The 24,473-nt window shown below is 72.9% G+C and carries 21 protein-coding genes; 14 read left to right on the top strand and 7 right to left on the bottom strand.

The window, feature by feature from the left end; genetic code table 11:
* The first annotated feature begins 79 nt into the window (after positions 1 to 79).
* A complete protein-coding gene (locus ACIP93_RS17715; protein ID WP_401759900.1) occupies positions 80 to 712 on the top strand; it encodes a maleylpyruvate isomerase family mycothiol-dependent enzyme in 633 nt (210 codons plus the stop codon).
* Between the two features lie 34 nt (positions 713 to 746).
* Here ACIP93_RS17715 and ACIP93_RS17710 read toward each other — a convergent pair whose 3' ends face one another.
* Entirely contained in the window at positions 747 to 1,157 is a 411-nt protein-coding gene (locus ACIP93_RS17710) for a Fur family transcriptional regulator (protein WP_401759897.1), read from the bottom strand.
* 284 nt (positions 1,158 to 1,441) lie between these two features.
* Between ACIP93_RS17710 and katG the strand changes: the two genes are divergently transcribed.
* The 3 genes from katG to ACIP93_RS17695 all read left to right on the top strand — a co-directional run bounded on the left by katG (position 1,442) and on the right by ACIP93_RS17695 (position 6,180).
* Positions 1,442 to 3,679 carry a catalase/peroxidase HPI gene (katG, locus tag ACIP93_RS17705; protein WP_345219491.1) on the top strand — a complete coding sequence of 746 codons (2,238 nt, stop codon included), beginning with the start codon at positions 1,442 to 1,444 and terminating at the stop codon, positions 3,677 to 3,679.
* A gap of 213 nt (positions 3,680 to 3,892) precedes the next feature.
* Positions 3,893 to 4,627, top strand: coding sequence for a trypsin-like serine protease (locus ACIP93_RS17700; protein WP_345219490.1), 735 nt, complete (start codon positions 3,893 to 3,895; stop codon positions 4,625 to 4,627).
* A gap of 155 nt (positions 4,628 to 4,782) precedes the next feature.
* On the top strand, positions 4,783 to 6,180 hold the full coding sequence (locus tag ACIP93_RS17695) for an NAD(P)/FAD-dependent oxidoreductase (protein ID WP_401759893.1): 1,398 nt from the start codon (positions 4,783 to 4,785) through the stop codon (positions 6,178 to 6,180).
* On the opposite strand, the gene ACIP93_RS17690 is transcribed toward ACIP93_RS17695, so the two are convergent.
* Positions 6,146 to 6,808 carry a TetR/AcrR family transcriptional regulator gene (locus ACIP93_RS17690; RefSeq protein ID WP_401759890.1) on the bottom strand — a complete coding sequence of 221 codons (663 nt, stop codon included), beginning with the start codon at positions 6,806 to 6,808 and terminating at the stop codon, positions 6,146 to 6,148. The genes ACIP93_RS17695 and ACIP93_RS17690 overlap by 35 nt on opposite strands.
* Positions 6,809 to 6,972: 164 nt before the next feature.
* On the opposite strand from ACIP93_RS17690, the gene ACIP93_RS17685 reads away from it, so the two are divergent.
* The gene (locus ACIP93_RS17685) at positions 6,973 to 7,593 is read left to right on the top strand and encodes an SRPBCC family protein (RefSeq protein ID WP_401759887.1); all 621 of its coding nucleotides are present in this window, start codon (positions 6,973 to 6,975) and stop codon (positions 7,591 to 7,593) included.
* 110 nt (positions 7,594 to 7,703) lie between these two features.
* Here ACIP93_RS17685 and ACIP93_RS17680 read toward each other — a convergent pair whose 3' ends face one another.
* The 3 genes from ACIP93_RS17680 to ACIP93_RS17670 form a co-directional block, all read right to left on the bottom strand.
* Positions 7,704 to 8,360, bottom strand: a complete 657-nt coding sequence (locus tag ACIP93_RS17680; RefSeq protein ID WP_401759884.1) for a 1,4-alpha-glucan branching protein — start codon at positions 8,358 to 8,360, stop codon at positions 7,704 to 7,706.
* Positions 8,361 to 8,451: 91 nt separating this feature from the next.
* The gene (locus tag ACIP93_RS17675; protein WP_401759881.1) at positions 8,452 to 10,176 is read right to left on the bottom strand and encodes an acyl-CoA dehydrogenase family protein; all 1,725 of its coding nucleotides are present in this window, start codon (positions 10,174 to 10,176) and stop codon (positions 8,452 to 8,454) included.
* 194 nt (positions 10,177 to 10,370) lie between these two features.
* Positions 10,371 to 10,943 (bottom strand): dihydrofolate reductase family protein, encoded by a 573-nt coding sequence (locus ACIP93_RS17670; RefSeq protein ID WP_345219484.1) that lies wholly within the window; start codon positions 10,941 to 10,943, stop codon positions 10,371 to 10,373.
* A 177-nt stretch (positions 10,944 to 11,120) separates the two neighbouring features.
* Here ACIP93_RS17670 and ACIP93_RS17665 point away from each other — a divergent pair, with 177 nt between their 5' ends.
* The 5 genes from ACIP93_RS17665 (at position 11,121) to ACIP93_RS17645 (ending at position 16,844) form a co-directional block, all read left to right on the top strand.
* Positions 11,121 to 11,729, top strand: a complete 609-nt coding sequence (locus tag ACIP93_RS17665) for a GNAT family N-acetyltransferase (RefSeq protein WP_401759878.1) — start codon at positions 11,121 to 11,123, stop codon at positions 11,727 to 11,729.
* A 148-nt stretch (positions 11,730 to 11,877) separates the two neighbouring features.
* Positions 11,878 to 12,735 carry a hypothetical protein gene (locus ACIP93_RS17660; RefSeq protein ID WP_345219482.1) on the top strand — a complete coding sequence of 286 codons (858 nt, stop codon included), beginning with the start codon at positions 11,878 to 11,880 and terminating at the stop codon, positions 12,733 to 12,735.
* 304 nt (positions 12,736 to 13,039) lie between these two features.
* Positions 13,040 to 14,383 carry an esterase-like activity of phytase family protein gene (locus tag ACIP93_RS17655; protein WP_401759875.1) on the top strand — a complete coding sequence of 448 codons (1,344 nt, stop codon included), beginning with the start codon at positions 13,040 to 13,042 and terminating at the stop codon, positions 14,381 to 14,383.
* 220 nt (positions 14,384 to 14,603) lie between these two features.
* Complete coding sequence (locus ACIP93_RS17650; RefSeq protein WP_401759872.1) at positions 14,604 to 15,812, top strand: RNA ligase; 1,209 nt, start codon at positions 14,604 to 14,606, stop codon at positions 15,810 to 15,812.
* A 3-nt stretch (positions 15,813 to 15,815) separates the two neighbouring features.
* A complete protein-coding gene (locus ACIP93_RS17645) occupies positions 15,816 to 16,844 on the top strand; it encodes an AAA family ATPase (protein ID WP_401759869.1) in 1,029 nt (342 codons plus the stop codon).
* A 58-nt stretch (positions 16,845 to 16,902) separates the two neighbouring features.
* Here the strand turns inward: ACIP93_RS17645 and ACIP93_RS17640 are convergent, their stop codons facing one another.
* Positions 16,903 to 17,559, bottom strand: a complete 657-nt coding sequence (locus tag ACIP93_RS17640; RefSeq protein WP_401759866.1) for a GPP34 family phosphoprotein — start codon at positions 17,557 to 17,559, stop codon at positions 16,903 to 16,905.
* Positions 17,560 to 17,730: 171 nt separating this feature from the next.
* Complete coding sequence (locus tag ACIP93_RS17635) at positions 17,731 to 18,180, bottom strand: iron chaperone (RefSeq protein WP_401759863.1); 450 nt, start codon at positions 18,178 to 18,180, stop codon at positions 17,731 to 17,733.
* Between the two features lie 269 nt (positions 18,181 to 18,449).
* On the opposite strand from ACIP93_RS17635, the gene ACIP93_RS17630 reads away from it, so the two are divergent.
* From ACIP93_RS17630 to ACIP93_RS17615, 4 genes are all read left to right on the top strand, one after another.
* Entirely contained in the window at positions 18,450 to 19,625 is a 1,176-nt protein-coding gene (locus tag ACIP93_RS17630; RefSeq protein WP_401759860.1) for a hypothetical protein, read from the top strand.
* A 55-nt stretch (positions 19,626 to 19,680) separates the two neighbouring features.
* Positions 19,681 to 20,349, top strand: a complete 669-nt coding sequence (locus ACIP93_RS17625; protein ID WP_401759858.1) for a histidine phosphatase family protein — start codon at positions 19,681 to 19,683, stop codon at positions 20,347 to 20,349.
* A gap of 326 nt (positions 20,350 to 20,675) precedes the next feature.
* Positions 20,676 to 22,154, top strand: a complete 1,479-nt coding sequence (locus ACIP93_RS17620) for an MFS transporter (RefSeq protein ID WP_401759855.1) — start codon at positions 20,676 to 20,678, stop codon at positions 22,152 to 22,154.
* Positions 22,155 to 22,416: 262 nt separating this feature from the next.
* Positions 22,417 to 24,399 (top strand): transglycosylase domain-containing protein, encoded by a 1,983-nt coding sequence (locus tag ACIP93_RS17615; protein ID WP_401759853.1) that lies wholly within the window; start codon positions 22,417 to 22,419, stop codon positions 24,397 to 24,399.
* Positions 24,400 to 24,473 lie beyond the last annotated feature (74 nt).

The following is a 24,473-nucleotide window of genomic DNA, read 5'->3' as shown; positions in this document are numbered from 1 at the left end:
AGCGGCGGGCGGAGCGATGACTTCCCGCCCTGCCGGGAGTCTCCCCTCGACACCGGAACCCGACAGGAGACCCGCCCCGATGAAGTCCACCGACTGGCCCCTGGTCCACTCCGAGCGCGCCGCGCTGGCCGACGACCTCGCGCACCTCACCGACGAGCAGTGGCGAACGCGCTCCCTGTGCACGGAGTTGACGGTGCGTGAGGTGCTCGCGCACCTCACCGTCTCGGCGCGGCTCAACTCCGTGCGCTGGCTGGCGGGCGTCATCCGCTGCCGGTTCGACTTCGACAAGCAGGTCGCCGTACGGCTGGCGGAACAGCTCGGGGCGACTCCCGCCGAGACGCTGGAGCGGTTCCGGCAGTCGATCGGCAGCACGACGAAGCCGCCGCTGCCCGTCCTGGCCGTGCTCGGCGAGACGCTCGTGCACGGGCAGGACATCCGGCACCCGCTGGGCATCGCGCGCCGGCCGCCGGTCGAAACGGTCACGCGGGTCGCCGAGTACTACGCGGGCACCGACCTCGTCGTCCTCGCCAAAGGACGGCTGGGCGGCCTGCGGCTCGTCGCGGAGGACGGGCCCTTCACGACCGGTTCCGGGGCGCTCGTCTCGGGTTCGACCCTGGCTCTGGTCATGGCGATGACCGGCCGCACCGCGTACTGCGACGAACTCGAGGGCGAGGGCGTCGACCTGCTGCGCGAGCGCTGCGGGAGCGCGTGACCCGGACCGCGGGGGCGCGGGCGGCGGCCGGTCCTCAGGAGCACCCCGGGCACAGCCCCCGGTACGTGATCGCCGCCGCCGAGACCGTGAAGCCGTAGCGCTGGTCCGGCGGGAGGTCCGTCAGGGGGTCGCCCGCCGGGTGGACGTCACGGATGACGCCGCAGCCCGAGCACACCAGGTGCTGGTGCGGGCGGTGGGCGTTGGGGTCGTAGCGCTTGGCGCGGCCGTCCGTGGAGAGTTCGGTGACCTCGCCGAGCGAGACCATCTCGCCCAGCGTGTTGTAGACGGTCGCCCTGGAGATCTCCGGCAGGCGGCCCACCGCCAGCGCGTGCACCTCGTCGGCCGTGAGGTGGACGTGGTCGCCGTCGAGCACTTCCGCGACGACGCGCCGCTGCGAAGTCATCCGCCAGCCGCGCCCGCGCAGGCGCTCAAGCAGGTCACTCATGACGAACCACCCCGTCGGTGTCGAGAGACGGCCGCTGCCGCGCGTCGCGGAATCGCGCCGCCCTGTTGCGACGCGTTCAGGAGCCGTTGTCATATTTTTGACGAAACATGGAACAGGTGCGCTTCTTGACCTGGACCCAGTCCATCATAGGATCGCTTCTTGGCGACGGGCCACGGGCCACGCGACAGGACACGGCAGTCCGTACCGGCCACCGCTCATCGAAGTGCATGAGATCTGCTGCGATTTGCCGAGATTCACTGATCTGCCCAGCTGGAGAGGACCCCATGGCTGACAACCACGACGCGATCGTCACCGACCCGAAGCTTGAGGAGACCGAGGCGGCCGAGGCGACCGGCGGCTGCCCCGTCGCGCACGGACGCGCCGCGCACCCCACGCAGGGCGGCGGCAACCGGCAGTGGTGGCCGGAGCGCCTCAACGTGAAGATCCTCGCCAAGAACCCCGCGGTGTCCAACCCGCTGGGCGCGGACTTCGACTACGCGAAGGCCTTCGCGGCGCTCGACCTCGCCGCGGTCAAGCAGGACATCGCCGCGGTGCTCACCGACTCCCAGGACTGGTGGCCGGCCGACTTCGGCAACTACGGCCCGCTGATGATCCGGATGGCCTGGCACAGCGCGGGCACGTACCGCATCAGCGACGGCCGCGGCGGCGCCGGCGCCGGCCAGCAGCGGTTCGCGCCGCTCAACAGCTGGCCGGACAACGTCAGCCTCGACAAGGCCCGCCGGCTGCTGTGGCCGGTGAAGAAGAAGTACGGCCAGTCCATCTCCTGGGCCGACCTCCTGATCCTCACCGGCAACGTCGCCCTGGAGACCATGGGCTTCGAGACCTTCGGCTTCGCCGGCGGCCGCGAGGACGTGTGGGAGCCGGAGGAGGACGTCTACTGGGGCCCCGAGACGGAGTGGCTCGGCGGCGACACCCGCTACACGGGCGACCGCAACCTGGAGAGCCCGCTCGGCGCGGTCCAGATGGGTCTGATCTACGTCAACCCCGAGGGCCCCGACGGCAACCCGGACCCGCTCGCCGCCGCCCGCGACATCCGCGAGACCTTCCGCCGGATGGCGATGAACGACGAGGAGACCGTCGCCCTCATCGCCGGCGGCCACACCTTCGGCAAGACCCACGGCGCGGGCCCGGCGGACAACGTCGGCGACGACGTCGAGGCCGCCCCGATGGAGCAGCAGGGCCTGGGCTGGAAGAACACCTACGGCACGGGCGTCGGCAAGGACACCATCACGTCCGGTCTCGAGGTCACCTGGACCGCCACGCCCACCCAGTGGGGCCAGGGCTTCTTCAAGAACCTCTTCGAGTTCGAGTACGAGCTCACCAAGAGCCCGGCGGGCGCCCACCAGTGGATCGCCAAGGACGCCCCGGAGATCATCCCGGACGCCTACGACGCCGAGAAGAAGCACCGCCCGACGATGCTGACGACGGACCTGTCGCTGCGCTTCGACCCGGTGTACGAGCAGATCTCGCGCCGCTTCTACGAGAACCCGGACCAGTTCGCCGACGCGTTCGCCCGCGCCTGGTACAAGCTGACGCACCGTGACATGGGCCCCGTCGCCCGCTACCTGGGCCCGGAGGTCCCCTCCGAGGTGCTGCTGTGGCAGGACCCGCTGCCGGCGCGCGAGGGTGAGCTGCTGGACGCGGCCGACATCGCGGCGCTCAAGGAGCGGGTGCTCGGCTCGGGCCTCACGGTCGCGCAGCTGGTCTCCACCGCCTGGGCCTCGGCCGCCTCGTTCCGCGGCAGCGACAAGCGCGGCGGCGCCAACGGCGCCCGCGTCCGCCTGGAGCCGCAGCGCAACTGGGAGGTCAACAACCCGGACGAGCTCGCCCGGGTGCTGCGCGCCCTGGAGGGCGTCCGGGAGTCCTTCAACGCCCAGGGGGGCCGCCAGGTCTCACTGGCCGACCTGATCGTCCTGGCGGGCACCGCCGCGGTCGAGAAGGCCGCCAAGGACGGCGGCGTGGACGTCGAGGTCGGCTTCACGCCGGGCCGCGTCGACGCCTCCCAGGAGCAGACGGACGTCGAGTCCTTCGAGGCCCTGGAGCCCACCGCGGACGGCTTCCGCAACTACCTCGGCAAGGGCAACCGCCTCCCCGCCGAGTACCTGCTGCTCGACCGGGCCAACCTGCTCACGCTGAGCGCCCCGGAGATGACCGTGCTCGTCGGCGGTCTGCGGGTGCTGGGCGCCAACCAGGGCGGTTCGAAGCACGGTGTCCTCACCGAGCGCGTCGGCACGCTGACGAACGACTTCTTCGTCAACCTGCTGGACATGGGCACCGCGTGGAAGTCGACCTCCGCCGCGCAGGACGAGTTCGAGGCCCGCGACGCGAGCGGCGCGGTCAAGTGGACGGGCACCCGCGCCGACCTGGTGTTCGGCTCCAACTCCGAACTGCGGGCCGTGGCCGAGGTGTACGCGAGCGACGACGCCAACGAGAAGTTCGTCAAGGACTTCGCCGCCGCCTGGCAGAAGGTCATGGACCTGGACCGGTACGACCTGGTCTGAGGCCCCGCGTCACGGGAACGAGGGCCCGCCGGCGCCGAAGAGCGCCGGCGGGCCCTCTGCCGTGCTCCCCCGCAGGCGCGCGGTTGCCCCGTCCGGCGATCCGGGCGGCCCCCGGGTGGAACCGTTCGGGCCCGCCGGCCCCTCTGACCCTGCGTACGGCCCGCGTGCAGACCCGCGGGCCGGCCCGTGTACCGACGAGAGGAACCGCTGACCATGACGCGTCGCCTGCGTGCCCTGCTGCTGTCCGCCCTGCTGCTGGGGACGGGGTCGGTGATGTCGACCGCGCCGGCCTCCGCCGTCATCGGCGGCGCGAAGAGCACGTACGGCCCCTGGGCGGTACGCATGCTCGTCGACGGAAAACCGGCCTGCACCGGGACCGCCGTCACGGACCAGTGGATCCTCACCGCCTCGCACTGCTTCTACGAGCAGGCGCAGCCGGTCGCCGACAAGCGGATCTCGTTCAAGGTCGGCAGCCTCGACGTCCGCAAGGGCGCCACCGTGCGCCCGCTGGCGGGGAAGCGGGTGGGCAGCGCGAAGGCCGACATGATGCTGGTCAAGGTCGCGCCGATGGGGGTCCGCGCCGCGAAACTGGCCACCGGTCCCGTCCGGCCCGGTCTGAAGGTCCGGCAGTACGGGTGGGGCGCGACCTGCACCACCGACGAGGACGCCTGCCAGTCCCCCGTGCTCAAGCAGTCGGACCTCAAGGTCGTCCGGCCGGACGACCCCCGGTGCTCGGGCCACACCCTGCCCGGCGGCCCGGACTTCTGCATGGTGAAGGGGACCGGCATCCCCGCCGGGGGCGACTCCGGCGGGCCGGTCATGAGCATCGCCCCGCAGGGCCAGGAGGTGCTGCTCGGCGTCTTCAACGGTTCCGACCGGGAGCAGAGCGCCGAGGCCGGGGAGGTCTCGCAGCAGCTCGCCTGGATCCGCTCGGTGACCCGGCGCTAGCCGGTCCCGCCCCTTCCGGTCCGGGCGGCGCGGCGCACCCCCCGGGCGGCGGCGGGCGCCAACTCGCCGGTGTAAACACGGAAGTTGGTGGGGAAGGGGCGGGAGACACCGTACTACTCCCCAGTACGGCCCCGTCCCGAGGGAGAGCGCCGCGCATGAACACGCCCGACAGTGCGGAATGCGGCCGTGCGGAACGCGAGAGCGCCGTGCGCGCGGGTGCCGTGAACGGCAGTGCCGTACGCATGAGTGCCACCGGTGGCGGCGCCGTGCGCGACTACGACGTCGTCGTCAGCGGGGCGAGCCTCGCCGGGTGCGCCACGGCGATCCTGCTCGCGCGGCGCGGGGTGCGCGTCGCGCTGCTGGAGCGCCACGCGGACCCGGCCGCGTACAAGACCCTGTGCTCGCACTCCTTGACGGCCTGCGCCCACCCGGTGCTGACCGAGCTGGGACTCGTACCGGTGCTGGAGCGGGCGGGGGCCGTGCCCAACAAGGCGCGCTGGCACACCCGGTGGGGGTGGATCGAGCCGTGGGGCGCGGGGGCGGACGGGGAGCTGCCGATCGGGTACAACATCCGGCGCAGCACGCTGGACCCGCTGATCAGGTCGCTGGCGGCGGACACTCCGGGGGTCGACCTGCTGCTCGGGCACCGGGTGACGGGGCTGCTGCGGGAGGGCGCCGGGGCGCGCGTCGCGGGCGTGCGGGTGACGGCGGCGGACGGGGAGAGCGAGCTGCGGGCCCGGCTGGTGGTCGGGGCGGACGGCAAGGACTCGGCGGTGGCGAGGCTGGCCGGGGTGCCGGTGCGGGAGCACCGGAACGGGCGGTTCGGGTATCTGGCGCACTACCGCAACCTGGTGCTGCGGGACGGGCTCAGCCACGCCTGGTTCCTCGAACCGGACATGGCGTACGCGTTCCCCAACGACGACGGGGTGACGGTGCTGACCGTGCTGCCGGACAAGAAGCACCTGCCCGCCTTCCGGGAGGACCTGGAGGGCAGCTTCCTCGCCTTCGTCCGCGCGCTCCCGGACGCTCCGGACATCGACGCGGCCGAACGCGTCACGAAGATCACCGGCACGGTCGACTACCCGCTGCACAGCCGCAGGCCGACCGCTCCGGGCCTCGCGCTCGTCGGCGACGCGGCGCTGACCGGCGATCCGCTGTGGGGGGTGGGGTGCGGGTGGGCATTGCAGTCCGCGCAGTGGCTGGCCAGGGCGGTCGCCCCGGCCGTCGCGGGGCGGGTCGAGCTGGACCGGGCGCTGGCGGTGTACGCCAGGAACCACGGGCGGCGGCTGCGCGGCCATCAGTTCCTGGCGGCGGACTTCGCGGCGTCGCGGCCGTTCAACCCGGTGGAGCGGCTGATGTTCTCGGCGGCCGCGCGGGACACGGCGGTGGCGCGGCACATGCATCTGTTCGCGTCGCGGCTGATCGGTCCGGCGCGGTTCCTGAGCCCGGCGGCGCTCGCGAAGGCGTCGGTGGTCAACGTCCGGCACCGGCGCCGGGCGGGGGCGGGGGCCGGGTACGTCAGCGGGGGGCGAGGTCGTCGAGTTCCGCGGTGAACAGGAGGGCGGGGTCGAACCCCATGCCGGCGAAGTGCCCGGCGAGTTCCAGGGACAGGACGCCGTGCAGCCGGGTCCAGAACGCCAGGGCGAGACGCAGTGCCGCGGGCGGTGCGGGGTGCCCGGCGGCCCACTCGCGGTGCCCGGCGAGGAAGCCGGGGGCGGGGGGCGTGGCCGGGCGCGCGGCGAGGGCGGCGGTGCACGCGTCGAGGAGTGTCTTCATGATCGCGTCGGAGACGCCGGTGACGTCGTCGGGGGCGTGGTAGCCGGGGACGGGGGTGCCGTAGACGAGGAGGTACCGGTGGGGGTCCTCCAGCGCCCAGTCGCGCAGGGTGTGGGCGAGGGCGCGCAGGTCGGCGCCCGTGGCGGCGGTGTCGTGCAGGGTGTCGGCGAGGCTCCGGTAGGCCTCTTTGACCAGTTCGGTGATCAGGTCGTCGCGGCTCGCGTAGTAGCGGTAGAGGGCGGGGCCGCTCATGCCCATCCGCTTGGCGATGGCGTTGAGGGAGAGCGCTGAGGCCCCGGCCGTGGCGACCTGCTGCCAGGCGTGTTCCTTGATCTCCGCGCGGACCTGGGCGCGGTAGCGCTCGCGCGGGGACTCCGCGGCCGCCCGCTCCTCCTTCTTCACCACGGCTCGCCGCCCTTTCCGCCGGTCACCCAATTTTCGTTAGAACCTATCACGGAACTATTGACCCCTCACGTTCGAGGCAGTTATACCTTGTAACGAACAAAGCGGCTTGTAGCTCCAGCGCCGCGATCCGCCCTTTCTGCCACCGACCTGACGAGGGGACACCCATGTCCGCGATCCGCAGCACCCGCGCCGCCCTGCTCGCCGTCTCGCTGCTCGCCACCGGCGCCCTGGGCGCAGCGGCGGCACCGGCGGCGGCGACGCCCACCGGCTCCGCCACCTCGCTCACCTGCAAGGGCAAGGGCGTCGACCCCGGCGCCCGGGTCCGCCACCGCACCGAGATCGTCGTCCACGCGCCCCTGCACACCGTCTGGAAGCTCCAGACGGACGTGGAGCGCTGGCCCTCCTGGCAGCCCGGCATCACCGATGTGCGGCGCCTGGACCACGGCCCGTTCCGGGCGGGCTCGGCGTTCCGCTGGACGACACCGATTCCGCCCAACCCCTCGACGCCCGCCACCAGTCTGGAGATCACCTCGACCGTCCGGCAGGCCAAGCGCGGCTCCTGCATCCGCTGGACCGGACCGGCCGTCGGCGAGGGCCTGCGCATCGACGGCGTGCACGTGTGGAGGTTCACCGAGGTCAGGGGCGGGGTCCGGGTCACCACCGAGGAGACGCACACCGGCGCGGTGGTGGACGCCCACGAGGACGCCGCCCGAGCGGTCCTGCGCGAGGGCCTGGAGAAGTGGCTGCGCGACCTCAAGGCCGCGGCGGAGTCCGGCGGGCGCTGAAAGCTGCTCCCCCAGCCGGGCCTCCCCCCGCCGGACCTCACCGAGTCGCCGGACCGCACCGGGCTGCCGGGGACCGCACCGGGCCCCCGGGCCTCCCGCACCGCCCGGCCTCACCGGAGAGCGGCGAACGTGCCCTCGCGTGTCGTCGTGTCGGGGGCGGTCCAGGGGGCGGTGACGTAGGCCCGGGACCCGTCCGCCGCCGGCGCGCCCAGGACGCGCGTCACCGCGAGGGTCAGCGCGCCGGACGCCTCCCCCGTGCCCACGACGAGGGTCGTGGCGTGCGGCTCCTCGTGGACGTCGCGTACGTCGCCGGGGACGAGTCCGGCGGGGAGCGCGGGACCCGTGGTGCGGGCGGTGACGGTGGGGTCCGGGGTGTCGCTCAGGTTCTGGTGCTGCGGCTCGGACCGGTTCTGGAGCAGGGCGAGCAACTGGGCGACGAGGACCGGGTCCCGCGGGCCGTCGTACACCCAGCGCTTCCCCAGCACCCCGTGCTCCATCGTGCCGATGAGGGCCTGCTCGGCGGCCCCTTCGAGCGGTGCGCCGCGATAGGTGACGGGGACGTGGTACGTGACCGGGCTCGCCCCGGACGTGTCCGTCACCACCATGAACTCCAGGCCCACTTCGCCCTCCGGGTCCTCCAGCCGGAAGCCGCCGGCCTTGGCCAGCTCCGGGGCCGAAGCGCCCTGGTACCAGGGGCGGGTGGGCAGCCACGCGGTGAGGAGTTCGAGTTTGGTGGGGGTCACTGTGGTGTGGTGGATGGTCGCCATGCGGGGAAGGTACACGGCTGTCGCCGGCGCCTTCCCCGCGGGACGCGCCCAAGGGGCTCGGGAAGTCGTCCGTACGTCCCGCCCCTCCGCCTCAGGGAGCCATCTCGTACGTGCCCGACAGCGCCTCGACCTGCTGCCAGACGCGGGCCGAGCGCTCCTCGTCCACGGCGGGCCGGCGGACGGCCGCGAGCGCCCAGTCCTGCTGCGCCCCGGTGGCCGAGTCCTTGCCGTACAGCTCCACGGCGTGGGCCGAGAAGTCCCGTACCAGGACGGCGAAGAGCTCGTCGAGCACGTCCTCGTCGAGGCCCGTCAGCTTCGCCTGCTCCAGGATGAGCTGGCCGTGCACGACGAGCGCGAAGAGCTGGCCGACGGCGAGAAGGAGGTCCAGGTCGCGGCTCTGCTCCTCGTCCGGGGCGGCGGTCCTCACGAACTCGCACAGCGCGTCGGCCTGTTCGCGCAGCCGGGCCACGTTGGGCAGGCTCGCGTACGCGTCGAACGCCGGGCGCCAGTCGTGGAAACGGACCGCGCCGAGGCCCCGGGCGGGTCCCTGACGGAAGAGGAAGTCGTCATCGGCCGCGTCGCGGCGGGTCGGGACGCCCTCGTAGGGGGCCGGGTCCAGGAGGTGGTTCTTCATGAACTTCAGGATCAGGGCGAGGTTGACGTGGACCGTGCCCTCCAGCTTGGGCAGGCCGCGGATCTCGACCGCCGCCTGGGCGAAGTAGTTGTCCTTCTCGAAGCCCTTGGCGGCGATGACGTCCCACATGAGGTCGATGACCTTCTCGCCCTCGGTGGTCACCTTCATCTTCGTCATGGGGTTGAAGAGCAGGTAGCGGCGGTCGTCGGGGCCGGCCGTGCGGAAGTAGTCGACGGCGCGGTCGCTGAAGAGCTTCATGCCGACCAGCCGGACGTACGCGTCGGTCAGCTCGCGGCGCACGTGCGGGAACGCGGTGACGGGGCGGCCGTACAGGATGCGGTTGCTCGCGTGGGTGACGGCCTCGTACATCGCGTGCTCGCAGATGCCGATGGAGGCGGTGCACAGGTTGAACTTGCCGACGTTGACGGTGTTGAGCGCGGCGTCGAAGGCGGCGCGGCCGGTGTGCAGGACGTCGGCGGCGGTGACCGGGTAGTCCGCCAGGCGGAACTCGCTGACGTACTTCGAGGAGTCGACGACGTTCTTGACCAGGTGGTACGCCTCGTGGCGGCTGTCGGCGGCGAAGAAGACGTAACCGTCGGGGCCCTCGACGTCGGTGCGGCGGCCGAAGACGGAGACCAGGCCCGCCGCGTTGCCGTTGCCGATGTAGTACTTGGAGCCGGTGGCGCGGAAACCGCCGTCGGCGTCCGGGGTGAGCAGCATGTCGGTGTGGTAGATGTCCGCGCCGTGCGACTTCTCGGAGAGGCCGAAGGCGAAGACCTCGCCCTGGTCGAGGAGGGCGGCCGCGCGGGCGCGGGCGTCGGCGTTCTCGCTCTGCCAGACCGGGCCGAGGCCGAGGACGGTGACCTGCCAGGCGTACCAGTAGTCGAGCCCGTAGAAGCCGAAGATCTCGTTGAGGGCGGCGATGCGGGCGGTGTCCCACCGCTTGTCGGGGTTGTCCCCGGCGTCCGCGGCCGGGGTGAGGAAGGTCGCGAACAGTCCCTCCTTCGCCGAGAACGCGAGGAAGTCCGCCAGCCAGGCGCGGCTGCGGTAGTCCTCGATGAGCCGGCGCTTGCCGCGTGCCTCGAACCAGTCGACGGTGGCGCGCAGCAGCCTGCCCGTCTCGGCGTCGAAGCCCTGGGGGTCGTAGGTCTGCGGGTTGAAGAGGAGGGGGGCGGCGGCCATGGGGGGTGCCTTTCGGGGAGGGTACGGGCGGACGCGTCGAGACGCTCTTCCAGCGCGATCCTGCTATGCAACTTGTTGCACAAACAAGGCGGTGGCGCCGGTTGAGACACGGCTCACGGCGGGGGCCCGGCGCGCACCGCGTGCGGGGCCGGGCGGCCGGCCCCGCGTGTGCGGGCCGCCCGCCCGGCTCCGCGTCAGCGGACCACGTCGAAGACGTTCTTCTGGATGCCGTTGGCGTACGCCTCGTGCTCGACCAGCCGCAGCTTGCGGGCGTCCTTGTCGGCGGTGCTGAACAGCCGCTTGCCCGCGCCCAGCAGGAACGGGAAGACCAGGAGGTGGTAGCGGTCGATCAGGTCCGCGTCGGCGAGGGAGCGGGTGAGGGCGGCGCTGCCGTGGACGACGACCGGGCCGCCCTCGGTCCGCTTCAGCGCGGCGACCTCCTCCAGGGAGCGCAGGATGCTCGTCTCGCCCCAGTTCGGGACGAGGGCGTCCTCGGCGAGGGTGGTGGAGACGACGTACTTGGGCAGGGTCCTGTACCGGGCGAAGTCCTCCATGTCCGGCCACACCGCGCTGAACGCCTCGTAGCTGGTGCGGCCGAGCAGCATGGCGGCGGCCTCCCGCTGCTCCCGGTCCTTGATCTCGTAGGCCTCCGGCAGGAACTCGATGTCCTTGAAGGTCCATCCGGAGTTGCGGTAGCCCTCCTCGCCGCCCGGGGCCTCGACGACGCCGTCGAGCGAGACGAAGGCGGTGCTGATCAGAGTGCGCATGTGGTGACTCCCCTGGACGCAGGGGGCGTGAGTGCCCCTGTGCTCGTTGTTCCGGGCACATTGTCACGCGGTGGACCGTCGGTGCGGTCCGCCGGCCGTCGCACCCGGCCGCTCCGCCGGCCGGGGCCCTCCGCACCCCCCGCCTTCGCGCAGGCGGGCGGTGTGCAGAATGAGGCCATGCCGATAACGATCACCCCTCAGACGGCAACCGTCGACGACGCGGCGCAGATCAGCCGGACCCTGGCCCGCGCGTTCGCCGACGACCCGATGATGCTGTCGTTCTTCACCGATGACGCCACCCGCGAGGACTCCCTCGCGCGGTACTTCAGCACCCTGTTCACCCGGCAGTACGTCCTGCACGGGCTGTGCGAGCGCACCGCGTCGGCGGCGGCCTTCTGGGTGCCGGCCCAGGCCCAGGAGAAGGCCGTTCCGGACGCGGCGACCATCGAGGTGCTGACGGGCATCCTCGGGGAGCGGGCCGAACAGTTCGGCGCCGCCGTGCGGACCGCCGCCCAGCACGCCCCGCAGGAGCCGCACTGGTCGCTGGCGCTCATCGGCGCGGACCCGGAGGCACGTGGCCAGGGGCACGGGTCGGCGCTGCTGCGCTCGGGGCTCGCGCAGGCCGACGCGGCGGGTCAGCCGGTGTACCTGGAGTCCTCCAAGCCGTCGAACGTACCCGTCTACGAGCACTTCGGCTTCCGCGTGCGCGAGGAGTTCGAGCTGCCGGGCGGCGGTCCGACGCTGTGGGGCATGTGGCGCGAGCCGCAGGCGGACGCCGCGGAGTAGGCCCTCACAGGTGGCGCGAGCCGCGGGCGGACGCCGCGAAGCAGGGCTCGCAGGCGGCGGGAAGTGGGCGCGCTCCGGGGGCTGTTGGCCGCCTCCGGTTCATCCGCTCCTTGCCGGGAGGTCATGCGGCCCGGTGATCATCGGCCGCATGAACCTCCTCACTCAGGCCCCCGCCCGGCTCCTGCGCCCCGCCGCCGCCGGTCCCGCGCTCGCGCTCGCGGTCTCGGCCGCGCTGCTGTCCCCCGCCGCTCCGGCGCACGCCGCCGACGGCGCCGTTTCGTACGAGGTGAAGATCAACCTCACCGCCGCCGCGCTCGACGGCTCGCACGCGCCGAGTGCCGCGGTGCGCAAGGCCTTCGGCATCACCGGTGCGGCCAAGGCCCGTTCGTACAGCTACTACGACACGGACGACCGCGCGCTCGACGCCAAGGGGTGGAGCGTACGCCTGCGCCACAAGGACGGCTCGTCCTTCGAGGAGACGTACAAGAAGCGCTTCCCGGTGACGGACGGCGACCTCGACGCGGCCCTGAAGACGGCCCGCGCGGCGGGCTTCGACAGCGGCGACTCCGCGTACAAGACGGAGGTCGACTGGGGGTACGCCAAGCAGACCCTGAGCTTCAGCAACGAGACGAAGCGCAGCGCCAAGAACTACCCCGGCACCTCCCTCCCGTCCGGCGACACCGGCCGCGGCTGGCTGGTCGCCGACGCCCCCGGCAAGCTGAAGGACGCGACGAACGCGCTGGGCTCCTCGCGGGCGCACGGTCCGGTGACGGCGAAGGTGTACGGCGGTGCGTGGGGCGGCTCCGACGACGCGAGCATCGAGGTCCTGCCGGTCGTCGGCGCGGGCGGCACGGGCACGGAGTACGTGGTGGAGCTCTCCTTCAAGACGGACTCCCGGACGGACGCCGCCGAACTGCACCGGAAGTCCGTCGCGGCCGCCGAGGCCAACGGGTGGCTGTACCGGGGCGACATCCTGAAGACACAGCTCATCCTCGACCGCTACTGATACCGACGGCTCACGGCGTTCGCCGGTCGCGCGGACGGACCCCGTCCGCGCGGCCGGCGTTCCAGCCGGCCCGGCGGGATCGTCCGCGCCGCCCCGCGGGGCGGCCGGCCCGGTGCCGGGCACGAGCGCGACCGCGGCGCCGCCCGGACCCGGCACCGGGCGCACGCGCGGGTTCACCCAGGAGTCGTCCCGGCGTCACGTCCGCGTCGCTCGTCGTTGAGCGGTGCCGCTGATCATGGCGCTGTCGCCGTGGGCTTCCACCACGGGCGAAGTGCTGTGAAGTTCCGAGGGAGTTGTCCTGCTCATGAATCCGCGTGCCCTGCGTCGCCCCGCCGCCGTCGTGCTGCCGATGTCCACCGTGCTCGCGCTGACCACCGTGGTGGGGACCGCCGACGCGACTGCTCCCACGCATCACCGGCCCGACGGGCCGCGCGTCGTGTCGACGGCGACGCTGCCGGACATACCGCTCGCGAAGTTCAGCAACCGCCTGCTGCCCGGCACCGTGCACGACGACCGCGGCGTGGACCTCGGCGGCATCGGCAGCGACCTGTATCCGGCGGGGCGGCACGGGGAGTTCTGGACCGTGACCGACCGGGGGCCCAACGGGCAGATCGAGGTCGGCAAGGAGAAGCGGCGGACGTTCCCGGTTCCCGGGTTCAATCCGGCGATCGTGAAGATCAGGGCCGTGGGCGGACGCGTCGAGGTGCTGCGGTCCATTCCGCTGACGACGGCGAAGGGCAGGCCCGTCACCGGGCTGCCGAACCAGGCCGGGCGCGACGAGGCTCCGTACGACTACAAGGCCGCCAAGCCGCTGACGTACAACCCCGATGGGCTGGACACCGAGGGGATCGTCCAGGACCGGGACGGCAGCTTCTGGCTGGTCGACGAGTACGGGCCCTCGCTGGTGCACGTGTCGGCGCACGGGCGGGTGCTGGAGCGGCACGTGCCGAAGGGGCTGAACCTGAAGGGGGCCGGGTACCGGGTGGTCGAGTCGCTGCCGGCGGTGTTCCTGAAGCGGAAGATCAACCGGGGGTTCGAGGGGCTGGCGCTGCTGCCCGACGGGGACCTGGTGCTCGGGCTGCAGAGCCCGCTGCTGAATCCCGGCAAGGAGTCCGTGGAGGAGTCCCGGACGACGCGGCTGCTGCGCTTCTCGCCGCGCCGGGGGAAGGTCACGGCGGAGTACGTGTACCGGTTCGACCCGGTGGGCGTCGTGGAGCCCGGGCAGAAGAAGACCTCGGAGCTGAAGATCTCCGCGCTGGTCGCGCTCGGCGGGAACCGGCTGCTGGTGCAGGAGCGCACGGACAAGTCCACCCGGCTGCACGAGGTGCGGCTGCGCCCGGGCAACGACATCCTCCGCACCCGCTGGGAGTCCGCCGCGAAGCCCTCGGTGGAGGAGCTGCCCGAGCCGGCCGGGGCCGGGGTTCCCGTGCTGCCCAAGCGGCTCGTGGCCGACCTGAACGGGGTCAAGGGCGTGCCCGGCAAGATCGAGGGCATCGCGGTGGAGGGCGACCGGACGCTCGTCCTGCTGAACGACAACGACTTCGGCATGACGGACGGGCCGCGTGCCTTCGACGCGAAGGGGCGGCTCGTCGACAGCCGGGTCGAGACCACGCTGGTACGGGTGCGGCTGCCGCACCCGGTGCGCTGAGCGCGACGCGTCGCGGGGCCGGGCGCACGCACGACGGCCACACCGGCGCACGGTGGTCCTCGTGCGTCGCCCGGAGCGGTGGCGGACCGGCGCGGACCGGCCGGTGAGGCGGAGGCGGAGGCGGACGGGAGGCGGAAGACCGCGGTTCCCGGGTGCTTAATCGTTTCCGTTCCGGTCGGCGGGACGGGAGGATACGGGGGACCTCACCAGGAGAAATCCCATGTCTGCCACCCTTCTTCGTCTCGACCGTCTCATGCAGCCCGGCGACCTCGTCAAGGCCGTCGAGATCGGCCACGTCACGCGCCGGACCCACCCGGAACTGCCGCTGTCGATCTACGCGTACACCCGTTCCTGCCAGTACGAACAGGCCTGGACGGACGTCACCTCGCGCTGCCGCGGTCTGGTCGTCGACGACGCGACGGGCGAGGTGGCCGCGCTGCCGCTGCCGAAGTTCTTCAACGCGGCCGAGCACGCGCTGGGCCGCCCGTACGCCCCGGCGCTCCCCGACGAGCCCTTCGAGGTGTACGACAAGGTCGACGGCAGCCTCGGCATCGTCTTCCACCACTCGGGGCGCTGGCACGTCGCGTCCAAGGGCTCCTTCACGAGTGAGCAGGCCGCCTGGGCGGGCCGCCGGCTCGCGGGCCGGGACACGAGCGGGCTCGTCCCGGGCACGACGTACCTCGCGGAGATCCTCTACCCCGAGAACCGCATCGTCGTGAACTACGGCGACCGGCGCGACCTCGTCCTGCTGGCCGCGTACGGCCCGGACGGCACCGAGGTCCCGCTCGCCGAGGCCGCCGCCGGCTGGGCGCCGATCGGTTCGGTGGTACGGGTGTGGCCCGCGATGCCGCTGGCCGACCTCATGGAGCTCACCGCGTCCAGCACGCTGCCCGGTGGCGGCGCCGCCACCGGCACCGACGCCGAGGGCTTCGTGATCCGCTTCGCCTCCGGCCTGCGCGCCAAGGTCAAGATCGCGGAGTACGTCCGGCTGCACAAGGTGCTCACGGGGGTCACCGAGCGGGACGTCTGGCGGGGTCACGGCATCCAGCGCTTCCGGGACGCCGGCCGGCCGCCGAAGCAGGTCGCCCAGGCGGTCGGCTGCACGGTCGCGGAGGCCGCCACGGGAGCCCCGCTGGAGGACCTGCTGGAGCAGGTGCCGGACGAGTTCGACGCCTGGGTGCGCGGGGTGACCGCGGCCCTCGAGGAGGCCCTCGCCGACCGGGAGCGGGCCATCGACGCCGCGTATGCGACGATCGCTCACCTCGGCGACGACCGGGCGGCCTTCGCCCGCGCCGCCCAGGCGCTGCCGGACCGCGCGGTGCGGGCCGCGATGTTCCAGCGGCTGGCGGGCCGACCGACCGACCTCGTGGTGTGGCGTGCGCTGAAGCCGGCGGCCGCCGACCCGTTCACGACCGATGAGGACAGCTGAACCATGCCCGACACCCCCCTTCCCGAGCCCGGGGCCGAGGCCGCGACGGCGGCCGAGGACGTGAGCGAGGACCGGGCCGGCGCCCCCGCGCGCCTGCCCGTCGTCCACGTGATGACCGGCCTTCCCGCCTCCGGCAAGACCACCGCCGCCCGCGCCCTCCAGGCCGAGTCCGACGGCGGCATGCGGCGCGTCAACCTCGACGACCTGCGCGCCATGCTGGACCTGCCGTCGAAGCGGGAGCGCGACGAGTCCCCGGAGGGCCGGGCCCGTTCCTGGGCCCGTGAACAGACCGTGCTCGCCGTCCAGGACGAGGCGGTCCGCGCGGCCGTGCACGGCGGCTTCGACGTGGTCGTCGACAACACGCACCTCACCTCGCACGTCCCCAAGCGGCTGAAGGCGGCGGTGGCGGGGCGGGCTACCTTCGTGGTGCACGACTTCACCGGCGTACCGGTGGAGGAGTGCGTACGGCGGGACGCCGCGCGGGCGAACCCGGTCGGCGAGGAGATCATCCGCATCCTCGCCGACAAGCACGCCAAGGCCACCAGGGGCGGCTGGCGGCTCACCGACGCCTGGTTCAACGACCAGGCGGAGGTGGCCCCCTACGTCCCGGACCCGGCCCTGCCCTCCGCCGTGATGTGCGACATCGACGGCACGCTCGCGCTGACCGGCGACCGTGGCCCGTACGACTTCACGCGCTGCGGCCTCGACGTCCTGAACCCCTCCGTGCGGGACGCGCTGCTGGCCTTCCGGCAGACGTACGGCGACACGCTCGTCCTGCTGTCGGGGCGGAGCGAGGAGTTCCGGGAGCAGACCGAGGAGTGGCTGAAGCGCCACCAGGTGCCGTACGACGAGCTGTGGATGCGGCCCGCCAAGGACCAGAGGCGCGACGACCTGGTCAAGGCCGAGCTGTTCGACGCACATGTGCGGGAGCGGTTCGCGGTGCGGGTGTCGCTGGACGACCGGGACCGGGTGGTCGAGCTGTGGCGGCGGATGGGTCTGCCGACCTGGCAGGTGAACTACGGCGCGTTCTGAGCGGGAACGGCGGCGGCCGGGACGCCCCGTCCGCCGCCCGGGGCGGGGCGGCCGTCGGTCAGGCGCCCCAGCCGCCGCCCACCGCCCGGCTCGACAGGTACGCGTCGCGCAGCGCCTTGCGCAGGCCCGGGACCATGCTCTCGTCGTAGTACGCGGCCAGGGCCGTCAGGGTGTCGCGGTGTTCGCGGCGGTCCTTGGCGGTGAACACGCTCGGCACCTCGGCCTCGGCCGCGAAGACCGCCGTCGTCAGCTCGTCCGCCGGCACGGCGGCCGGACCGGTGTTCCGCAACACCGCGTCACGGACGCCCCGTTGCAGGTCCAGCACCTGCCTCGGGTCCTTGACGTGGACGCGGTCGAAGGGGAGCACGCCCAGCTTCTTCTGGCGCTCGACGGTGATCACGCCCGCCGCGGCGAGCTGCTCGCGGACGGGCTTCGCGGCCGTCGCCGCCTTGTGGTGCACGAACGGGAGCCAGCTCTTCGGGCTGTCCGCGGGCAGGTCGTGCCAGACCTCGGCGAGGAAGGCGTCCCCCGTCGGGCCGGTGCCGCGCCGGCGGACCTTCTCGCCCTCGACGCTCAGGTGCTCGGCGAGGGCCAGTTCGTGGAGGGCGGCGGCGCGCAGCAGTTGGCCGCGGCCCTGGACGTTGACGAGTTCGACCGTGCCCTCGTCGACGGTGTGACAGAGCAGACAGAGCCGCTGCGGCAGGGACAGTTGCATCTTCCGGCCTCCGGGAGTGAGGAGTTGCGAAGCGGTGGCCGGCGGCGGCGCTGCCTGCGCCGTGAACCGCTGGCCCGAAGGCCGCCGGCCCGTGGAGTCTTCCTCATACAGCCGTCGCCGAACGACGAACCCGGCCGGGAACACGCCGGTGAGCTCCGGGCGCGGCCGGTCTCAGCCCAGCGCCCGCCTGATCAGGTCGGTGAGACGGGACTCGGTCGCGGGGGTCAGGGCGGTCACCGCGTACGTGGTGGGCCACAGGGTGTCCTCGTCCAGGGCGGCCTGGTCGCTGAAGCCGATCGTGGCGTAGCGGGCCTTGAACTTGGCCGCGCTCTGGAAGAAGCAGACCATCCTGCCGTCCCGGCAGTACGCCGGCATGCCGTACCAGAGCCTGGCCTTCAGTTCCGGGGCGGTCCTCCGCAGGAGCTGGTGGAAGCCCTCGGCCAGGACGCGGTCGGTGCCGTCGAGTTCGGCGATCCTCGCGAGGACGTCCTGCTCCGCCTGCGCCTCCTTGTCCGCCTGCGACTGGCGGCGCGCGGCCGCCTTCAGCTCGCGGGCGTGGTCCTTCATCGCGGCCCGCTCCTCTTCGCTGAACCCGTGGAAAGACGTGGCAGAACTGGTCATGGTCACTCCCTGATGTCAGTGGCCCGGCGGGCCGTTCGCTGTGGTCACAGCCTCCCTCGGGACGGCCCCCGCGCGCCTCCGTGGTGAGCACGGAACGCACCACGGAATGCGTCTGGGACGGAGCGGGACCCGGCTTCTCGGCATCGTTCCGGCATCCTCGCCGAAAAAAACTTCCTCACCGGTGCCCCCGGACCGCACAACTCTCGCCGCGCCCCGCACGTCTCCCGGGTGTGGCGGTACGGGTGGAGCGAGGCGGAGGGCAGGCTCGAATGGTGTGGACGACGGGTGCGCAGGTGGACGTGCCGGCGCGGTACGCGGCGGTCTTCGAACCCGGCGACCCGGCCCGGACGGGCCGGCTGGGGCCGGTCACGGTCAGCCCGGGCCGCATCGCCGCGCAGGCGTACGACGGCGACGCGGCCTTCGACACGGTGGTCACCTTCGCGGAGCTGGACGAGGACGAGTGGGACCGGCTGTGGGAGTGCGTGGCCGAACGCCCCTCCGTGCTGGAGGGCGTGCTCGGCGGCGACCTGCCCCCCGGCCTGCTGGAGGCCGCCGAGGACGCCCGCGTACGGCTCCTGCCCGGCTACGGGGACCTCGAAGGAGCCTGCGGCTGCGAGGAGTTCGAGGACCCGTGCTCCCACGCGGCGGCGCTCTGCCACCAGGTGTCCTGGCTCCTGGACGAGGACCCGTCGCTGCTCCTGCTGATCCGGGGGCGGGACCTGCGCCGGGCGCGGGAGGAGCTGACGTCCGTCGTGCTGATGCAGGCGATGGCCGGGGCGGTGGACGGCCCCGAGGAGCCCGGGGAGGACGCCGTACGGCAACCGCTTCCGGACGGCACTCCCGCCCGGGAGGCGTACGCCGCGCCCCCGGCGCCCCTCCCGCCGCTGCCGCCGCTCCCCCGCCCCGCCGCCCGCCGGACCGGGCCGCCGCCGGGGGCCGGGGCCGACCCGCTCGCCCCGCTCGTCGTCGACGCGGCCTCCCGGGCGCGCGAACTCCTCGCCCATCTGCACGGGTTCCGTCCCTCGGCGCCGCTCGCGCTGGACGCGGCACGGGACGCGGTACGGATCGCCGCCACGCACCCGGACCCCCGGGCCGCCGCGCGCCTGCGGGAGGCGTCCGGCGCGCCGGAACGGTTCGACCGGGCGGTGCGGGCCTGGCGGTTCGGCGGCCCCGCCGGGCTCGACGTCCTGGAGACCTCCTGGACACCGCCGCGACAGGACCTCGCGCGGGCCCGCACCACCCTCGCCGCGGACTGGGCGCAGGACGAACTGCCCGCACTGGAGGTGACCGACAACCGGGTGACGCTCGGCGGCCGGGGCCTCCAGCTCCGGTACGGGCGCGACGACCGCTGGTACCCCTACCAGCAGGAGGGCGGGACGTGGTGGCCGAGCGCCGCCCCCCACCCGGACCCGGCCGACGCCCTGGCCGCCCTCCTGGAGGACTGAACCCAGCCGACGGCCGGGGGCGGCGCGCCCGCACCCCTTTCCCCGAGGAGTACCCGTGCGCACCCTGTACGTCGTCACCCATCCCGAAGCCACCCACCACGTCGAGGGGCTCGTCGGCGGCTGGTACGACTCGCACCTGACTCCCGCGGGGCTCCGCGCCGCCGGGGCCGTCGCCCGTGAGCTGCGGTCCCGGGTCCCGGCGGACGCCGAAGTCGAGCTGTACTCCTCGGACCTGCACCGCACCCGTGAGACGGCGGAGGCGATCGCCGCACTGTTTCACGTGAAACCTCGCCTGGACCCCCGCCTGCGGGAGAAGTCCTACGGGGCGGCGGGCGGCCGGCCGCAGGAGTGGCTGGACCGGCGCTTCGTCCCGCCGCCGCCCGTCGGCGAACGGATGGACCACGACGAGGGCGTGCCGGGTGCCGAGACCAAGCTCGTCTGGGCCCGCCGCCTGTACGCGGCCACGGACGCGGTCCTGGCGAGCCCGTGCGCGCACCAGATCGTCGTGACGCACGGCGGTTCGCTGACCTTCGTGGTCGCGTCCTGGCTCAGGATCCCGCTCGCGTCGGCGGGTTACGCCGTCTTCCGCGCCCCGGCCGGGAGCATCACCACGCTCCACGAGGACGACTACTTCCACAACCGTCAGCTTGCCGCCCTCGGCGACACCGCTCATCCGGCCGGGCCGGACGACGCGGCCGACGGCCCGGGCCGCACCCGGGTGTGATCCCGGCGGGCCCGCGGGGGTGTCGTATCCTGGGCACGTTCCTGTGCCGAGGCTTCGGTGGCAGTGACCGGACTTCCTGTTCCTTCGCGTCGATCCCGGGGTGACGTCTTATCCATCAGGCCATGTAGTCGTCCGTGTTCCCCGCGTGCTGTGGTGTCGCACGCGTCCGGGGGCGGACGTCGCGCCGGTCTGAGTCGCGTCACCCACCTCCGCAGTTCTCTTTCCCGGGTGCAGCTCTGCCGGCTGCCCCGGGCTTCGGTGTCCTCCGGCCCGGTGCGGCTGTCGGCGGCGCTCCCCGATTCCTTCGGATCAGGAGTTTTCCCGTCGTGTCCTCCTCCGCGCTCGGCAACGAGCCGCAGCACACCCCTCGGGCCCCCGCCCACCCGGCGCCTCACCGGCCGAAGACGGCCCTGGCGGCCTGGATCGCGCTCCTGGTGCTGCTGACCGCCGAGCTGATGAACATGCTCGACCAGTCGGTCGTCCTGACCGCCCTGCCCGCCATCCAGGAGTCGACCGGTGCCGGGCCGGTCGCGGTGCAGTGGCTGACCACCGCCTACACCCTGCCCGTCGCCGTCGGGCTGATCACCGGCGGACGGCTCGGTGACATCCACGGCCGCCGCAGGATGCTGCTCATCGGCACCGTCGTGTTCACCGCCGCCTCCCTGCTGTGCGGTCTGGCCACCGGTCCGGGCATGCTGATCGGCGCCCGGCTGCTCCAGGGCGTCGGAGTGGCCGTGATGATCCCGCAGGTCCTGGCGACCCTGCACGTCGCCTTCGAGGGCCATCGCCGCAGCAAGGCGTTCGGCCTGTACGGGGCCGTCCTCGCCATCGCCAACGTCCTGGGCCCGGTCCTGGGCGGCGTGCTCACCGAGGCCGACCTGTTCGGGCTGTCCTGGCGGCCGGTCTTCCTGGTCAACGTGCCCGTCGGGCTGGCCGTACTCCTCCTCGGACGCGCCTTCGTCCCCGAGTCGACCCTCCGTGGGGCCGACCGGCTCGACCTGGCCGGCATGCTGCTGTCCGGCCTGGCCGTCGTCCTGATCCTGGTCCCGCTCACCGAGGGCCACGCCCGTCGATGGCCGCTGTGGTGCTTCGCCGTGCTCGCCGCCGGCGTCCTCGTCCTCGGTGTCTTCCTGCGCCACCAGAAGCGCAAGCAGGACGACGCCCCGCTGGTGCCCCTGTCCCTCCTGCGGGTCAGGCAGTTCTCCGGGGGCATGGCCGTGGACCTGCTGCACGGTCTGCTGTGCGGCCTGTTCTTCCTGACCTGGACGCTGTACCTGCAGAACGGACTGGGCCTGAGCCCGCTCGAGGCGGCCGTGGCCTTCGTGCTGCTCTCCGTGGGAGAACTGGGCGGCGCGACGGTCGCGGCGAAGACAGCCGGGCGGTTCGCCCGCCGTCTGCCGCAGACCGGAACCCTGGTCGCGACCGCTGCGACGGTCACGTACGCCCTCCAGATCGGCAGCCACCAAGCCGGCCTGACCCTGCCGGCGATGACCGCTCCGGTGGTGCTGATCGGCTTCGGCCTGGGCATGGTCTCCGGCCCGCTCGCCGATCTGTCGCTGGCCAGGGTCCCGCACGAGGACGCCGGTTCGGCCTCGGGCCTGTTCAACACCGCCATCCACCTGGGCATCGCGCTGGGCACCGCGCTGACCGCCGTGGTGTTCTTCGGCGTCACCGGCGGCTCTCCCGACGGCGCGGTCAACCGCGACGCGTTCGTCACCGTGCTGTGGTGGGCCGGCGGCCTCCTGGCCCTGATGTGGGCGCTGATGTTCTGCCTGCCCCGACAGGCCGACAACCCGGCCGGCTGAGCCCCGCCCGGTTCGCGGTCGGCGTCGAGGAGGAAGAACCGCTCCGGGTGCGTGGACGCCGGCCGTGCTCGGTCGCAACGGCACTTTCCGTACCGCGGCCGCTCCCGTCCGGTACCGAACACCCGCGGGACACCGGTACCGAACACCCGTGGGAGAAAAGGGCCTTGGGAGACAACCCGAGCGGGAAACGGAACATCTCCTTTCACAAGTTCGCACCCACGCGGTGCGCCGGCGTGAACGTGAACAAGGAGCTGACCCCCGCATGGCCCGACGCCCCCGCCGTCTGCGTGTTCCACATGTCGACCACCCCCGCGGAGGGCGGAGCGGCCTGCGTCGCCGGCTGCCCTCCTGGCGGCAGGCGGGCGGCGGCGCGCTGGCCGGATGCGCGGTGCTGGCCGGGGCGTTCGCGGTGGTGTACACGAGCGTGGACATCCCGGACGAGAACGCCGAGGCCCGCAGGCAGGGCACCGTCTACTACTGGGCGGACGGCAGTCACATGGTGAGCGTGGGCGCGGTCAACCGGCAGAACGTCACGCTCGCCGACATACCCGACTCGGTGGAGCACGCGGTCGTCGCCGCCGAGAACGAGACCTTCTACGAGGACTCCGGGGTGTCCCTCAAGGGCATCGGCCGGGCGGCCGTCAGCATCGTCAAGGGCGGTGACACCCAGGGCGGTTCGACCATCACGCAGCAGTACGTGAAGAACACCTACCTCAGCCAGGAGCAGTCGGCGAAGCGCAAGGTCCGGGAGTTCTTCATCTCGCTGAAGCTGAACAACCGGCGCACCAAGGAGGAGATCCTCCAGGGCTATCTGAACACCAGTTGGTTCGGGCGCGGCGCCAACGGCGTCCAGGCCGCCGCCCAGGCGTACTACGGCATCCCCGCCAAGGACCTCGACCCCAGCCAGGCCGCGCTGCTCGCCGCGCTGCTGAAGGGCGCGGAGGAGTACGACCCGGCGGGCGGCGGCGGCAACCACGCCCGCGCGGTGGAGCGCTGGAAGTGGATCCTGGACCGGCAGGTGGAGACCGGCGTGATGACCCGGGCCGAGCGGGACACGTACCGGACCTTCCCGGAGCCGCGCAGGGCCGCCAAGCCGACCAGCCTCGGTGGGCAGACCGGCTATCTGGTCGACATCGCCAACAAGTACGTGAAGAAACGTTCCGGCCTGACCGACAAGGACCTCGCCCGGGGCGGCTACAAGGTGCACACCACCTTCGACAAGGCGAAGGTGCGGCAGTTGGAGCACTCCGTGCGCAAGGTGCGCGAGCGCGACCTCGACCCGAAGAAGCGCGCCGAGGACCGGCACGTGGAGGTCGGCGCGGCGTCCGTGCGGGACGACGGGGCGGTGGTCGCCGTGTACGGCGGGGCCGACGCGGTCACCCACTTCGCGAACAACGCCGACACGGCGGGCGTCCCGGCCGGCTCCGCTTTCAAGCCCTTCGTCCTCGCGGCGGGCCTCCAGCACGACGACACGCTCACCCTGGAGAGCGCCTTCGACGCCTCGGGCCGGCCGGTGAAGGTCGGCGCGGACAGCCGGGCGCCCGTGGGCGCGCCGGACGCCCGGGCCGACCGGGGCCGGCGGCCCACGACCTTCTACGACGCACTGCAACAACAGGGCTACGCGACCTTCACCCAACTGGGCAGGCACGTCGGGCTGGAGAAGGTGAAGGAGCTCGCGGTCAGCGCCGGGCTGCACGAGTCGAGCCTGGCCCGGCTGGACAAGTCCTTCCCGCTCGGTACGTCGACGCCGAGCGCGGTGCGGATGGCGAACGCGTACACCGCCTTCGCGAACCGGGGCATGCGGGCGGAGCCGTACGCGGTGACCGGGGTCTCCCGGGACGGCGAGGAGGTCGAGGGCTTCGAGAAACCGGTGCCGCGGCGCGCGATGGACGCCTCGGTGGCGAACGAGGTCAACACCGCGCTGGGCGCGGTGTTCTGGAACGCGCTGACCGCGGACCGCCAGATCGACGCGCTGTCCGGTCCGGGGATGCACAAGACGTCGGCGGGCGCGACGGACGGGGACGACCGGATGCGGTCGGCGTGGTTCGTCGGTCACGCCCAGGACGCGACGACGGCGGTGACCATGTTCCGCACCCGGCCGGAAACGCCGCAGCTCCTGGGAATGCAGGGCGTGGGCGGCTCCGGCTCGAACCGCGGGAACGTCTTTCCGCAGCGCATCTGGACGGAGTTCGCCACCGGCCGGGAGAACCCGGGCGGCCCCGGGCGCGCCGCGGGCACGGGGTGACGCGGGCCCCCGCCGCACCGCAACAGGTGCCCGCAGGGGGTGGGGCGCGCCGCAGGCGGTGGGGTGCGCCGCAC

This window comes from Streptomyces sp. NPDC088745 (genome assembly GCF_044751045.1).
In the GTDB taxonomy this organism is placed as follows: domain Bacteria; phylum Actinomycetota; class Actinomycetes; order Streptomycetales; family Streptomycetaceae; genus Streptomyces; species Streptomyces cremeus.
The sequence above is the reverse complement of the archived record's forward strand: the minus strand, read 5'-3'. Positions and strand labels throughout refer to the sequence as shown.

Bases quoted from the DNA above. Each gene is read 5' to 3' on its own strand.
- ACIP93_RS17665 (WP_401759878.1), top strand. From the start codon at position 11,121: ATGCCGATAACGATCACCCCTCAGACGGCAACCGTCGACGACGCGGCG.
- ACIP93_RS17640 (WP_401759866.1), bottom strand. From the start codon at position 17,559: ATGCAACTGTCCCTGCCGCAGCGGCTCTGTCTGCTCTGTCACACCGTC.
- ACIP93_RS17615 (WP_401759853.1), top strand. From the start codon at position 22,417: ATGGCCCGACGCCCCCGCCGTCTGCGTGTTCCACATGTCGACCACCCC.
- ACIP93_RS17650 (WP_401759872.1), top strand. From the start codon at position 14,604: ATGTCTGCCACCCTTCTTCGTCTCGACCGTCTCATGCAGCCCGGCGAC.
- ACIP93_RS17635 (WP_401759863.1), bottom strand. From the start codon at position 18,180: ATGACCAGTTCTGCCACGTCTTTCCACGGGTTCAGCGAAGAGGAGCGG.
- ACIP93_RS17680 (WP_401759884.1), bottom strand. From the start codon at position 8,360: ATGGCGACCATCCACCACACCACAGTGACCCCCACCAAACTCGAACTC.
- ACIP93_RS17685 (WP_401759887.1), top strand. From the start codon at position 6,973: ATGTCCGCGATCCGCAGCACCCGCGCCGCCCTGCTCGCCGTCTCGCTG.
- ACIP93_RS17695 (WP_401759893.1), top strand. From the start codon at position 4,783: ATGAACACGCCCGACAGTGCGGAATGCGGCCGTGCGGAACGCGAGAGC.
- ACIP93_RS17660 (WP_345219482.1), top strand. From the start codon at position 11,878: ATGAACCTCCTCACTCAGGCCCCCGCCCGGCTCCTGCGCCCCGCCGCC.
- ACIP93_RS17670 (WP_345219484.1), bottom strand. From the start codon at position 10,943: ATGCGCACTCTGATCAGCACCGCCTTCGTCTCGCTCGACGGCGTCGTC.
- ACIP93_RS17710 (WP_401759897.1), bottom strand. From the start codon at position 1,157: ATGAGTGACCTGCTTGAGCGCCTGCGCGGGCGCGGCTGGCGGATGACT.
- ACIP93_RS17655 (WP_401759875.1), top strand. From the start codon at position 13,040: ATGAATCCGCGTGCCCTGCGTCGCCCCGCCGCCGTCGTGCTGCCGATG.
- katG (WP_345219491.1), top strand. From the start codon at position 1,442: ATGGCTGACAACCACGACGCGATCGTCACCGACCCGAAGCTTGAGGAG.
- ACIP93_RS17700 (WP_345219490.1), top strand. From the start codon at position 3,893: ATGACGCGTCGCCTGCGTGCCCTGCTGCTGTCCGCCCTGCTGCTGGGG.
- ACIP93_RS17715 (WP_401759900.1), top strand. From the start codon at position 80: ATGAAGTCCACCGACTGGCCCCTGGTCCACTCCGAGCGCGCCGCGCTG.
- ACIP93_RS17675 (WP_401759881.1), bottom strand. From the start codon at position 10,176: ATGGCCGCCGCCCCCCTCCTCTTCAACCCGCAGACCTACGACCCCCAG.
- ACIP93_RS17645 (WP_401759869.1), top strand. From the start codon at position 15,816: ATGCCCGACACCCCCCTTCCCGAGCCCGGGGCCGAGGCCGCGACGGCG.
- ACIP93_RS17630 (WP_401759860.1), top strand. From the start codon at position 18,450: ATGGTGTGGACGACGGGTGCGCAGGTGGACGTGCCGGCGCGGTACGCG.